We start from the raw sequence: 12,253 nt of genomic DNA, 5'->3' as shown, positions 1-12,253 counted from the left end.
ATGGGTTTTAGTTTAAAAACTCAGCAAAGTTGGCATTTTTACGCGTAATCGCTCGGCACTCCCCGCCCTCTGGGAGTATGACACGCTACGATCTATGGTTAGGGATCTCAAAAATGGTCGATTCAATCTCCTAACCATGGACAAAACCGAAGCGGCGGGTTTCTGCTGGCGAGCCAACGGAAAAAGACTTACCGGCAATAATTTCAAAATTACGCTTTTTGTCATCCCGATCGCGAACATAACCACCATCGATACCCACCACAAGCGGTTTTCCTGGCCGGGGCAGGTTCCCCCAGTCGCGGGGGCAGCCGGAAAGACAACCTGAATGGGCTTCAGCCTCAGCGTCAAGACGCTGCGCCACCTGGCATAAATGATTCCTCACTGTTGAGGCATTCAGGCTGTGGCCCACTGGCAGAATATCTTTCAGCAGACGGGTCGTCATTTCATACGAGATCATCGAGGCCCAGCGGGTTTCTATATATTTCAGTGCCGGGTGAGAATAATCGCCAGCCCAGTCACCGAGCAAACTGACGGTCTTTGTATCACTGTCTTCACAACCGCACCGGTACACCCGAAGCCCGGATACCGGAATAACGCCAAACAGCGTCCGGTACTGTATTTTCTGTTTGCCTTTGATTCTGCGTGCAGCAAGGCAGTGAGGGCACCGGATATGGTGTTGAGTATATTCGTCTGCCTGTAGCTGGACCACCGACTGCTGGACCGTATTCAGCAACAGCTTAGATTCTGATACCGATAATCCGATGTCGTTCCGGGCCTCCCCTAGTTTTTGGAGTGTCATCAGTTCCTCCGTTCGACTAGAGCCTGATTCATCGGTGATGACTATCTGGAGCGTCAGTTGCATCATTGCCTCCTGCGGTGGTGGATGATTATCTCCCGGCTACTGGTTGTTCATCTGGTGACGAAGCTTATAGTATGTGGAAACGCCAAGGCCCGCATGGTCGCAGGCGATCCTGAGTCTGACCCCTCTGCTTCTGAGTGCGTCAATTTCCTGGATCTTTTTGATATCGGCACTGGGGCGCCCGGTTTTTTCACCCCGTGCTTTTTTCGCGGCGATGCCGTCTGCCTGCCTTTCTTTCAGTAAAGCCCGTTCAAACTGGCTGAATGCCGACATCATGTGCAGCTGTAGTTCCTGCATCGGATTGTTTGTGCCGGCGCTGAACGTAAGCTGCTCTTTCAGAAAAATAAGGGTAACGCCCTGGCGGCGCAGCCGGGTTGTGACAGCGCACATATCCGACATATTCCGGCAAAGGCGATCGATGGAATGAACCAGAAGCGTATCACCAGGACGTAATTGCCCCAGGAGTTCCAGTAGCCCCGGGCGGTTTGTGTCTTTCGCGCTGGCATGCTCAACACAAATTTTATCAGGCTGAAAACCCGCCGTTGACAGTGCCTCTTCCTGACGGGCTGTATTCTGATCGGCCGAGCTCACCCTGATGTAGGCATATTGCACGTAAAACCTCCGGAAGGTCTTTAAACATTATAGAGATTTAAAGAATAATCCATAAACACCGATTTAGGGAGGTTTATAGACGTTTTTCCGGGGAGCTGAGAGGCATGTTGAAAACGTATACCTTTATAGACATCCGTCAGCGACGACGACCAAGCCAAATCACTTCAGGCTCCAGCACTGGAGATGCAAGGTTGAGCCTACTCAGTTGCCGGTTGATTTTGTGGCGGTTGAACCGGACAGCATCCAGGTCGTCAGCAAAAGGGCGAATCTCGCCGACCGTTGTTTCATCATCCGCATTAACGATAGCTTCAAGAAACGCCAGGGTTTTATCGAACTCATCCGCAGCTGTGGCTCCGGGCATACCATGGCCGCTTATACAAAACGGCGCTTTCAGCGTAGAGTTTTCATGAATGGCCTCAACACGAATGTCATGAAGCCAGTGCTCAAAGAAATTGTATTCATAGGTAAAGCGATCGCCAGCATCAAAAACAAAATCATCAATCACGACCCGGAACGGATTATCGACAAAACCGATGCCTCCTTCGTAGGAGATACCGTAATCTTTGCCATAAATGTGAAATTGATGGAGATGGTCGTCCCCCCAGCCCTGCACGATCTGGAAAATGAAGTGAAGCGCGGCCAGTGACGTGTCGGCAGCAATTCTCAGCCGACGCCAGACCATCGGACTGACTCCACGAACTGCTATTTTGATGACGTAGATCTTCATAGTCAGCAGGTATTGTTATGAAGTGGTGGTGGGTATTTTAACCCCTGAAGAGACCCCATTCGATGACTGCCCCAGGGTTTTTCATGCTCTCCATCTAAATGCCGCATAGCGGCATGAAGGCGCCAATGGTGCTGAATAATGCTTCTGTTGGTGAATGGCGCCGTTAGCCCGGCGAAGCCGGTTCCGGTTTGATAGGTTTCACCAATTCCATCCCTCGCCCTGGAGAGTCAAACCCACTTAAAGCGACGTTGAAGCAATTTTGCGCGGTCGGAGTGGTCACGCCGAAGGCGTGGCGTATCTCCGCGTTAACGGGCCGTAAGGGCCGTTTACGAGCGTGTATATAATGCTTACCGCGATATATCCTGAAGCTACTCAGTTATTAGTTATAGCACCCATTATAAAGCCACTGCTGTTCCCGGCCAAAGGCCGGGGCGGCGGCGGCTTTGCAGTGGGTGGGGAGTTGTTTGTAGCAGAAGGAGCCTCTGATTTTTTTGGCCACGATGGTCTTGTTTCATTGAGTAATTAGATGCAGTGAGATAGCCCGCTCTGCGGGAGCTACTTTACCGGCGTAGCCGATGGGTTGAGTTTTTGCTCGGTATTCGAGTTTTCCGGGGTGTTCTGCCTGAGCAAAGCGAGGGAGGTATCATCGAGCGCTGTTGAGCGCGATGACATCCCCTTTTTTAAAAGGCTTATTTTGTTATGGATTAACGTTCGAAAATAAGGATATCGGTACGTTATGATTCGAAATTAATTACCTTCTTCGAAGTTAACTGTTGTCATTGACGCTCCCGGATATCTGGTTCAGGAAGAGGATGCTCAACCCGCCTCATTTTGCCCCTCGCCGGCGCGCGTATCGCGTGCAAAAACAGCAATGCCTGAACGCCAGGCAGCACAAAACCCGCGTCGGGGTGGACGCGGGTTTTCAAGCGAGGTGTTGGGGATTAGAGTTTGCCGGCGCGTTCCAGCAACAACTGATAATAGGTTTCCGGATCGCTGTGAAGCAGACCCGGTTTGTCGCGCTGGAGCGCTATTTCCAGCGACACAACCTCGTGACGCATGGTTTTGTTCGACCAGGCGACATAGGCTTGATACATCATGTTCTGCGCCTTTTTGTGGCCTTTACCATCGGCTTTGATTTTGCTCTGTAGACCGTCCAGGAGCAGATCGAGACGATCACCTTGCTCGAACGTATCGAGGGCGTTTTCGAGCTGGCCAACCACCTTCTCTTTCTCACGCGCCAAGTCCGGGTTGACCACCCAGCGTTTGATCTGCTTGAGCCGGTTACGCAAGGAATGACGGTTCTTGATATCGATGCCAATGTGCTCGATACGCAGTAAATGGCGCTCATATTTGGTGCGCAGCGTTTCGGTCAGGCCGTTCTTGATCGCCCAGGTACGGAATTGGCCGAGCCACTGACGGATTTCATCGACCGCGATACCGCGGGATGTGAAGAATTTCTCACTTAGCCAGACACGTAACGGTTTGTTCTGACCACTGTCGGTATCTTTGCCATGTAGGACGATCGCGTACTGCAGCTGCTCCATTACCGACAGAGCATTGAGCGCCACGTCATAGGCTTTGCGGCCACTGTCGTAGACATGCAATACGCCCATGTAATGCGCCAATTGCTCCATCGGAGCCATGATTTCGAACGGATAGTCGCTGTCCGGGTTAAAGTCGCAGTTGGCAGCCATCACCTGTGACAAAGCCGTCAACGCCTCACAGGCCTCGGAACGTGCGTGAACGCGCATCGGTTTGGGAATGTAATAGGGATCATTGCGTTTGGTGTACGGAATGTACCCATTTTGACGCAGCTCGACCAGGTCGGGATTGCGATGCCAATTGTGACTGCTGACGCGGGCGACTACTTTAGACGCCATGCCACGTGGCACAGCACATTTCAGCCCAGGCTGATAGCGACGATGGATTTTTGACGTCCCTTTGCGTAAGGCATTAGCTTCCCCACGGCGGGTACGATTGGGTTCGGTTATCGGTGCATCAGACGTGTAATTCAGGCTAGTCAAATAGCCCTGCGCTTATGCTGCACGATAGGAGTTGAATTTTTTTTGGCACAATTCTATACTCCCTGCATAGAGCAACGCTTCTATACAGTTTTGAGTGAGCCCCGTTAATCTTTCCCGTCCGCCAAGATAGAGAAGATTATCGGGGTTTTTGCTTTTCAGAATCCGGAGAACTTTCTCAACGTCTTCTGTTCCTGCCACCTTACTGGCGTGGCCAACCTTAAATACTCAAACGATCAGTAATCTAGCACTCACAACCATAACGATCAAGAATGTGACGTCGTTACATTCTAAATATGACGCGTTGACTCCATTTCTATCAACCGTTCAATCATTTCCGCCTGGGTTATGCCTTCTCGCTGGCACATGTTTTGAAGCTGGCTTTTCAGTGAGCCCCTAACAAAGACACGTAACTCTTTATGTGTGCTTTTTTTCCGCGCAAGAGAAACCTGTTGCCGCTCGGTGGCACTCAAAGGATTTCCCTTACGGTAAATTCGCCTCATTTTCGTTGAGGGGGTAACTACACCAATCGTCTGCGACATTTCTGCCTCCCCAAGGATCAAAAAAGGATCATTGAGACAGAGACTACTACAATTTTCGGTGGTTAGCAGTAAATTATAGTGACCGATTGCTCATGTAATTGCATGAGCATTGAGTAGTTTTGATAAAAACGACTAGCCAACCATCTACATCTGCAGGATGTTCTGATGCTATTCTCTGATTGCTCTCCTTAAAACGGTTAAATCTGTAACGGAAAACCCCTTTCTTGCGCTTTCATATTTGCTCCCCCCTTCAGTAACGCTCGTTCCACGGAGTGCGCTCACCCCCAGCTCCTGCTCCTGCTCCTGCTCCTGCTCCTGCTGATAGGCAGAGTTTAGTTGCAGATTACTACCACGCTCTCAGCATTTAGGTTATCAGATTAACAATAATCACCTGAAAAATAACGTATAAATAAAGAACGCGCCCTATTGTGATAGTGATTCCTCTTCAAAAAACAGGCTTACCGTACACTATTTTTCGAATCCCAACGCCCCCTTCAGCTCATCGTTAAGAACGAAGAGCCGAAGGATCGTGCATAAACGATTCCTCCAGATCCCGATCCCAGCACAAGTGAATTTTTCGGCAACTCCGGCTCAACCTCCGTTCAGACAACCAAAATCAGCTCCTTTCGCCCACGGATGGAGTTACGCCGTGTTTCTTCAGTAGATCCTCGATTGCCTCATCAAGCAATCGACTCTTCGGGATACGGGTGGTGCGCGATAATTCATCGAAAAGTGGAACGAGTTTGTTATCCAGTGAGGATGTAAACCTTTTTCGGTTTTTTAAAAATGGCTCTGCCATATGATACCTGCCCGTAAAAAAATGTACGGGTAGTGTAAATAGTCATGCAATAGATTAAAGTGGTTGAAGATAGGCACTATATAGTGTCAAATAGTATCTAAACATACCGCCTCACCAGGGAAACCGAGCCGCCGTTAAGAGCGGCTTTCTATTTTATATAACCTATTAATTTATAATGATTAAGTAGTGAACAGTGCATGGCTGATTTTCTGAATGCTACGCCCGGGAGTTCTCTCGATGAGTGGAACCATAGCCCTGAAAAGCAGGTTAAAATTTTGATCTGTTTTGCCGGTCTACCATTCTCCATGAGCCAACACCTGTATGTAGTGAACACGACTGAAGGTGTATCACTTCCAATACCCATATTAATAATATGCCTTTAATGAATACCCCTAAAATCTCAAAGTCTTACCATTGAACAATTTAACAGATTATTCATTCACATGAGAGCGTCACCCCAATACATTCTTTCATAAAATAAGGGGTATATCATGTTGAATTTAGACACATTTTGGAACCAGCGTCTCATGTTCCCAGAACTGACCGAATCTCAGTTCAAGGTCTTGATGTATTACGCTTTCGGTTCTAACAGTGAAGGCATAGCTGACATACTAAAATGCTCGCAAAACGCGGTTAAGCTATCCTTAAAAAGGATCAAAGAAAACATGAAGGTTGACAAACTAGAAACAGTCAGAATTATCTATCACTCGCGAATTCATACTGCGATGATGGCACCCGATGATTTTCCTAAAAAATATTATGAGGCCATGAGCAATAGACTATAAATTAACCAGATGAAATAATCACCACACTCCACATTATTTAATGCGGAGTGTTCACGGAAATTTGAATTAAATCAAATAATAAGCACAAAATTCCATAGGATTATTTTTACAGAATTAGTTACATGATGACCTAAATCATAGTTATCCAATAACTTCACTTAACTAAAATGTTAATTTTTACAAGCTAAATTTAACATATCGACCCCTGTAGAGGTCTGTATTTATTACATAATTTATGAGATCATTTTTTCCGTCACATTGACTCATATACCAAATTATTTCTTATCCCCGCCAAGATAAGAGACCATTAATTTGGGATAAGTCATTTTTACTTTATCGATTTTTTAATATATGACGTAAGACGCTCTGCCATGCCTAGAGCCTCTTCTAGTGAAGCCTTGTATTTCTTGCTATCTCTGTTCATATATTCAGCAGAATGCGTAACTAACGGCGTAGTTCCTGCTGAATGATGATGCTGTAACAATAATTCAGCAACGTCATCGTCTACTACATAAAAATAGTACTCAGGGTAATCGAGAGCTTTAGCTACACGTACAATGAAGTCAAACGAGGGGGCAAATCTACCCACTTCATAGTTGGAGAGCCTCGACGTGAGGTTAACGCCTTCGATAGCAACTAGCTCAGCCAGTTGTTTCTGGGTAAGCCCAGCAGCTTCGCGGGCTTCCTTTAAGCGCTTGGGTACCATATAGATTCACCTTTAATGAGGGGGATCCATGATACTCAGTAGAAGAACCCCTCATTATTCATTTTACAAGATACTTGATATTATGGGTTGAAATGATAGTATGCGATTTGTGTGCGTCCTACCGCCAAGAGGATAAAGCACGTTTTTACACAAGAATGTACTGGGCGATGCCGCTGTCTGAATTACAGGGGGCTGAGTGAGACAGCCACTGTTTCAGCGCTATCGCCCAGTGTATTCGGCCCCTGCCGGATACAGAATGAACCCTTAGGGGGATCGGTTCGGGCGAGAGCATGATGGACATTGAAGAACTTAACGGACAATGCTGGTATCTTGCGCAATACATTACCGGAGGCAAAAACCGCGAAAGACTTTTCGACTGGCTCAGTGACCAGCACATCACTCCCTGGACACCGCTGACCATTAAAACCATCCGCCGCACTGATAAAATCAATTGTTTGCGTAAACAAATCTCACCACTCTTTCCTGGGTATTTTTTCCTTAAGGCCAACTTAGCCACACAGACCGTGGATACGATCCGCCGTCACTCAGCTTTCTGCAGTTTTGTTATGAATGGGTCACAGATTGCACCGCTTCGTCCCTCGGTAGTTCAAGGGCTGATGAAACTTCATCCTGATCCGGAGTTGAGTTTGGTGGCACAGGATGAGCTGAAAGCGGCCTCCCAGACATGGCTGACTCCAGCGCAGTACCAGTATCTTCTCCGCATGGAGCAAGATTCCCGCCCTGTATCGAGAGTGGCATTGCTGATGCAACTAGTATTTGAGCCCAGTTTAGCGGGGTTTTAATTGCAAACCTCAACAACTTTTAGCTAACCCGGATCTTGCCGGGCTCTTTTCACCGATTTTCCTTCCCGCACGCACAATGCCAGCATTCGGTACGCAAACTCACAAAAGGAGATAACCTTTGTACTCTGCAGATAATTCAGTCCACCATCTGCTTTGGTGCATTCTGATCGCAATTCGTACAGCCGAACAGGAAAAGCCTTTCACCTCGGAAACAGCCCGCCGGCGCTTTATCTCGAACTGGCTTGATACAGCACGCACTCATCCCAGTTTCCGAGGTATGAATGCCGAGTTCTCCTCGTTGCGCCAATTACTAGAAACCAGCGATAAATCCGTTTCGGTCGATGGAAACCTCGGCGTCCTGCTGAACCATGCCTTCGCTGCAGAACACTGCGACCTGTTCCGTTTTCGCTCCGCATTGAACTCTCTGATACAGAAGGGTTGGCGTCTTGCCGTTTGCCGATTCCCGGAAAACATAACGGCTGAGCTGATGCAGCGACGGCGAGACCGCCGCAAACATGCACTTCAGCTGACGCGAACCGAAAACGCATTCCAGTCTACCGGGAACATGGTACTGCCTGTGACATTTCAGCTTCTGCTTAATAGCACAGCAGAGATCAGTGAAGATGCGGAAATAGTATTTCACATGGAAGGATTTCAAGTCGTGGTGGCCCACTTAGAGCTAGCGCTGGATAACCGACGACTCGTCCGCACACTGCACATCGGCACCACTTCGCTGACGACTAACGAGTGGAATCCACGGAAGGACGACATATGGCAACCACCTAGTAACTCAATTAGCCTCAAAAAGGAGAGTTATCATTGATAATGTGCCCCCTCACTTTGGAAATACCGATATAAACTCTGAGGATTATTGATATGTGTATCACCGTCACCGAAAAGGATTTGCGTGAATTGCATATCCGCCGGGCCGCGCGGGTTATTCAGTTCAAACGTGCCTGCCGAGTTAGGGCCAAAACCCCGGATAAAATGCCACTCAGTACATTGACCTCTTTGCGTAATTTAATCGATGAAGCGGATGAAAGAATCGCAGAGTTTCAACAAGACTACCTCCGTTAACCTTACCCTCGTCACCCAGGCAATACCGTTCCCCAACGCCTCATGCGGTGCGGTTATTCCATAACCTGATGAAACCTATGAAAATCATTCACACATCCATGCTGCTTCCCGTTTTATTGGGTGGCTGCAGCTTGCCAAATCACCGGCCAGTTGACAGTGATGCCCGACAATTCGTGGATGCCCTGATAAGCACTAACTTGCAACACATCGAGTTGGCTCAAAAAAGCGTGAAGCAAGCTAGCGCAATGATGCAGCCCGTCCGTTCCCCACAGACAAAAACCAACATAACCACACCGCCAGCGACGGCTACAGCTAGTGCGCCAGATACGTTGCGGGGGTTAACCCGGATCAAATCTCTCGGCACACCAGAGTCTTTTACCCTGGTCAGGGTCAAAGCTCTTAATCTGGGGCTAGAGGCAACACTGAATAAAGTGATCCCGGCAGGCTGGACCGCAATAATCTCTGCCGATATTCAAATGCAATCCAGGCAGCGGATAACCCTCGAAGCTAACGACCAGTGGCCGTACGTTCTCGACGAATTATTACGCCAACATGGATGGGTAGCTTTGATTGACTGGCCTAAGAAACAGGTCTCCGTGGCGTATGGCACACCAATGCTTGCGACCAAATCGGTCAATACACAAATAGTGGCCAAGCCAGAAACAGCTGCGAACGCGACTAATCCATCCTCTCCGACTGCGATCGTCGCCACAGGCTCGCGTAATCCTTTCAACGGTACTCGAGATAAATCAACTCCAGCACAGCCCAAAAAAGTGGCCGTACCGGTAGTAAAAGCAGTGCCGACTCCTAAAGTTTGGCGGATCGAAGCGGGTAGTACGCTGAAAGATACCCTATTCAGTTGGTCAGCCGCTGAGAAGTGCTCTACTCCAGGAGTGGCTAACTGGACTGTAGCCTGGCTGACATCGACAAATTACCGTATTGATGCACCGCTCCAATTTGAAGGCAGTTTCCGTGATGCGTTGAATAGCCTGTTTACCTTGTACGGTACGGCGAAAGTGCCATTGTATGCCGGCATTCGCCATGCTCAGTGCGTCATTTCTGTTGACGACAAGGAAATCCACTGATGGCCAGTCAATAGGTTCCATACCCCTCTGTCCAAGAGGTTGCATTCGCAGCCTTAATTTCTGGAGGTACAAATGAGTTATCGCGGCAAAGTGAACATCGGCGTGATAGTCCTGTGTGCTGTGTTCTGGATTCTGATTTGGGGAATTGTGCGATGATTTACTGGTTGCTCTCCGTATTTCTGGGGCTCCTGGTATGGGTCAACATATCACCCCATGACCAAACAGGTGCACAGATGCAGGATAGCACGCTGAGCCAGCGCGCTATTCAAACCGTCAGTTACATCAATGACATCAATGACTGGCGTTATAACAACCCTTCGCAAAAAGACGGTGTGATCCCCGACAGCGCCTTCGGCTGGTCATCCCTACCTGAATTACACAATGTGCTGCAAGCTGACCGTGTGTATGTCTACCAGCCGGACCAACCTGGGTTGATGGCCGCGTTGTTGGCACAGAGTCGGCATTCAGCGTTGGTTGGAAAGGTCGTCGGAAGACGTCTGATCGACAGCTTTGGCAATGACATGCAGGTCAATGTACCGAACAGCATTGCTGACGGCAGGCTGGTGTACCTCAACTAATCTCTCCTCACCGTAAGGTTAAAAATGAAAAAACACCTCCCCCTAACCGGGCTGGCGGCGACATTGTATTTGCTGCTTTCCGGCTGTGCGCCGCTTGAGCGCATCGACAAGATCGACAACACGGTCTCACAGGACGAAAAACGGGCAGATAAGCATCTTCATGCGCTTAAAAAGGGGTCAGTTGTACGTGATCTTACCTCTCAATGGATCAACCCTTACCCGTTAAATTCCCAACCAGGCGGCAATAACTTACTGCCACCTTGTGCTGTGGCCATCAATCGGCCTGGGAGCATCACGCTGGCAGAAGTCGGCGCTTTTATCAGTAAACGTTGCCAGTTGCCCGTGGTGGTGACGCCAGATGCGCAGGCCATATTAGCGCCGACAGGTGGCAAAACGGAGCAACTCAGTGGCCCCATTCCCACACCCGACCCGAATGGGATGGTACCTTTGGCCGCGTTGGGCGGTTCACCCGTTCGCACCGCACCGGCCGTTACCACGGGGACTGCGCTCAGGGGTGTGTTCTGGCAGGGGGAGTTGGGCGGTTTACTCGACAATGTCACCACTCGCCTGGGATTGTCATGGCGTTATGAGCAAGGCCGGATCGCCATTTTCTATCTCGACACCCGGACGTTCCCGGTCATGTTCATGGACAGTAAGGCGAGCTTTGGCTCCAAAACCGTGAGCGGCACAACGTCGTCCATGGGGGCCACGGGCGACAGCAGCGGCGGTGGACTCAGTGGCGACTCAAATACCTCACAGGCCACTGAGATGGAAATCAAGTCCAGTCTGTACGAGGACGTCACCAATACCATCAAGTCAATGCTGACACCGGGCACCGGTCGCATGAATTTGTCCGCCGGCGTTCTGACGGTGACGGATACGCCGCGCGTGCTTGAGCAGATAGGCCGCTATCTGGATGATCGTAATAAAGAACTCAACCGACAGGTTGTGCTCAACGTCCAGGTCTACAGCGTAGAGAAACGTACGCAGGATCAGTACGGCATTGACTGGAACGCCGTATTCAACAGTGGCAGCATCGGATTGTCTCTGACCAATGCGTTCACTGGGGGTTCATCCGATGCCCTGAATGGCGGTATTTCCATACTTGACGGCAAAGGGGCGGGCACCAAGGCCTTTATCAAAGCCCTGTCCGAGCAGGCGAACGTCAGCGTGATGACAGAAGCCTCAAGCATGACGACCAACCTGTCAGCGGTGCCAATCCAGGTTGCGCTGCAACAGGACTATGCCTCGAACGTCACTACCGAGAACACGGCGAACGTCGGCTCCTCAAGCAGTATCACCAAGTCGACCATCACCACAGGCTTCAACATGACGGTACTGCCGTTCCTGATGCCCCAGTCGCCAAAAATGCAGCTGCAGTTTGCGATCAATATGTCGGATGACCCGACCATGCGCACGTTCACCAGCGACAACACCTCGGTCGAACTCATGAAGACGCGCCTCAAGACCTTTACCCAGCGCGTCATCATGCAGTCTGGACAGACGTTGGTGCTCAGTGGTTACCAGTCTCTCAATAACACCGCCAACCGCCAGGGCGTCGGCAGTTTCCGCTTCTTCGGACTCGGCGGCGGTGCCAACGGTGAAAACAACAAAACCATGCTGGTCATTCTTATCACTCCGGTCATTTTGGGATAAGCC

13 protein-coding genes and 1 pseudogene are annotated in these 12,253 nt (G+C 49.5%); 7 read left to right on the top strand and 7 right to left on the bottom strand.

Annotated elements, in window-relative coordinates:
* Positions 1-139 precede the first annotated feature (139 nt).
* The 6 genes and pseudogenes from ACRDCA_RS02375 to ACRDCA_RS02350 form a co-directional block, all read right to left on the bottom strand.
* Positions 140-862 (bottom strand): annotated as a pseudogene (locus ACRDCA_RS02375) (ISKra4 family transposase); the annotation flags it as partial.
* Positions 863-898: 36 nt separating this feature from the next.
* Positions 899-1,471: a recombinase family protein gene (locus tag ACRDCA_RS02370; RefSeq protein ID WP_438688143.1), complete on the bottom strand. Its 573-nt coding sequence runs from the start codon at positions 1,469-1,471 to the stop codon at positions 899-901.
* Positions 1,472-1,607: 136 nt separating this feature from the next.
* Complete coding sequence (locus tag ACRDCA_RS02365; RefSeq protein ID WP_438688142.1) at positions 1,608-2,198, bottom strand: plasmid pRiA4b ORF-3 family protein; 591 nt, start codon at positions 2,196-2,198, stop codon at positions 1,608-1,610.
* Positions 2,199-3,139: 941 nt separating this feature from the next.
* Positions 3,140-4,222 (bottom strand): Replication protein, encoded by a 1,083-nt coding sequence (locus ACRDCA_RS02360; RefSeq protein WP_438688141.1) that lies wholly within the window; start codon positions 4,220-4,222, stop codon positions 3,140-3,142.
* Positions 4,223-4,509: 287 nt separating this feature from the next.
* Positions 4,510-4,761, bottom strand: coding sequence for a replication regulatory protein RepA (gene repA / locus ACRDCA_RS02355; protein WP_438688140.1), 252 nt, complete (start codon positions 4,759-4,761; stop codon positions 4,510-4,512).
* A gap of 616 nt (positions 4,762-5,377) precedes the next feature.
* Positions 5,378-5,560 (bottom strand): ribbon-helix-helix domain-containing protein, encoded by a 183-nt coding sequence (locus ACRDCA_RS02350; RefSeq protein ID WP_438688139.1) that lies wholly within the window; start codon positions 5,558-5,560, stop codon positions 5,378-5,380.
* A gap of 491 nt (positions 5,561-6,051) precedes the next feature.
* Here ACRDCA_RS02350 and ACRDCA_RS02345 point away from each other — a divergent pair, with 491 nt between their 5' ends.
* The gene (locus tag ACRDCA_RS02345; protein WP_438688138.1) at positions 6,052-6,345 is read left to right on the top strand and encodes a LuxR C-terminal-related transcriptional regulator; all 294 of its coding nucleotides are present in this window, start codon (positions 6,052-6,054) and stop codon (positions 6,343-6,345) included.
* Between the two features lie 328 nt (positions 6,346-6,673).
* On the opposite strand, the gene ACRDCA_RS02340 is transcribed toward ACRDCA_RS02345, so the two are convergent.
* Positions 6,674-7,051, bottom strand: a complete 378-nt coding sequence (locus ACRDCA_RS02340; protein WP_059202111.1) for a helix-turn-helix domain-containing protein — start codon at positions 7,049-7,051, stop codon at positions 6,674-6,676.
* 293 nt (positions 7,052-7,344) lie between these two features.
* Here ACRDCA_RS02340 and ACRDCA_RS02335 point away from each other — a divergent pair, with 293 nt between their 5' ends.
* The 6 genes from ACRDCA_RS02335 to ACRDCA_RS02310 all read left to right on the top strand — a co-directional run bounded on the left by ACRDCA_RS02335 (position 7,345) and on the right by ACRDCA_RS02310 (position 12,250).
* Positions 7,345-7,854 (top strand): transcription termination/antitermination NusG family protein, encoded by a 510-nt coding sequence (locus ACRDCA_RS02335; protein ID WP_438688145.1) that lies wholly within the window; start codon positions 7,345-7,347, stop codon positions 7,852-7,854.
* Between the two features lie 118 nt (positions 7,855-7,972).
* Complete coding sequence (locus tag ACRDCA_RS02330; protein ID WP_438688137.1) at positions 7,973-8,677, top strand: hypothetical protein; 705 nt, start codon at positions 7,973-7,975, stop codon at positions 8,675-8,677.
* Positions 8,678-8,730: 53 nt separating this feature from the next.
* A complete protein-coding gene (locus ACRDCA_RS02325; RefSeq protein WP_438688136.1) occupies positions 8,731-8,931 on the top strand; it encodes a hypothetical protein in 201 nt (66 codons plus the stop codon).
* Positions 8,932-9,008: 77 nt separating this feature from the next.
* On the top strand, positions 9,009-10,016 hold the full coding sequence (locus tag ACRDCA_RS02320) for a toxin co-regulated pilus biosynthesis Q family protein (RefSeq protein ID WP_438688135.1): 1,008 nt from the start codon (positions 9,009-9,011) through the stop codon (positions 10,014-10,016).
* Positions 10,017-10,168: 152 nt separating this feature from the next.
* Positions 10,169-10,594 carry a type IV pilus biogenesis protein PilM gene (gene pilM, locus ACRDCA_RS02315; protein WP_438688134.1) on the top strand — a complete coding sequence of 142 codons (426 nt, stop codon included), beginning with the start codon at positions 10,169-10,171 and terminating at the stop codon, positions 10,592-10,594.
* Positions 10,595-10,618: 24 nt separating this feature from the next.
* Positions 10,619-12,250 (top strand): PilN family type IVB pilus formation outer membrane protein, encoded by a 1,632-nt coding sequence (locus ACRDCA_RS02310; RefSeq protein ID WP_438688133.1) that lies wholly within the window; start codon positions 10,619-10,621, stop codon positions 12,248-12,250.
* Positions 12,251-12,253 lie beyond the last annotated feature (3 nt).

The sequence above is a fragment of the Serratia sp. (in: enterobacteria) genome, from assembly GCF_051654945.1.
Classification (GTDB): Bacteria; Pseudomonadota; Gammaproteobacteria; order Enterobacterales; family Enterobacteriaceae; genus Chania.
This window is presented reverse-complemented; position numbering and strand designations above follow the sequence as displayed.

Excerpts from the sequence above, each read along its gene's own strand:
- ACRDCA_RS02350 (WP_438688139.1), bottom strand. The coding sequence starts at position 5,560 with ATGGCAGAGCCATTTTTAAAAAACCGAAAAAGGTTTACATCCTCACTG.
- repA (WP_438688140.1), bottom strand. The coding sequence starts at position 4,761 with ATGTCGCAGACGATTGGTGTAGTTACCCCCTCAACGAAAATGAGGCGA.
- ACRDCA_RS02365 (WP_438688142.1), bottom strand. The coding sequence starts at position 2,198 with ATGAAGATCTACGTCATCAAAATAGCAGTTCGTGGAGTCAGTCCGATG.
- ACRDCA_RS02335 (WP_438688145.1), top strand. The coding sequence starts at position 7,345 with ATGGACATTGAAGAACTTAACGGACAATGCTGGTATCTTGCGCAATAC.
- ACRDCA_RS02320 (WP_438688135.1), top strand. The coding sequence starts at position 9,009 with ATGAAAATCATTCACACATCCATGCTGCTTCCCGTTTTATTGGGTGGC.
- pilM (WP_438688134.1), top strand. The coding sequence starts at position 10,169 with ATGATTTACTGGTTGCTCTCCGTATTTCTGGGGCTCCTGGTATGGGTC.
- ACRDCA_RS02340 (WP_059202111.1), bottom strand. The coding sequence starts at position 7,051 with ATGGTACCCAAGCGCTTAAAGGAAGCCCGCGAAGCTGCTGGGCTTACC.
- ACRDCA_RS02345 (WP_438688138.1), top strand. The coding sequence starts at position 6,052 with ATGTTGAATTTAGACACATTTTGGAACCAGCGTCTCATGTTCCCAGAA.
- ACRDCA_RS02310 (WP_438688133.1), top strand. The coding sequence starts at position 10,619 with ATGAAAAAACACCTCCCCCTAACCGGGCTGGCGGCGACATTGTATTTG.
- ACRDCA_RS02325 (WP_438688136.1), top strand. The coding sequence starts at position 8,731 with ATGTGTATCACCGTCACCGAAAAGGATTTGCGTGAATTGCATATCCGC.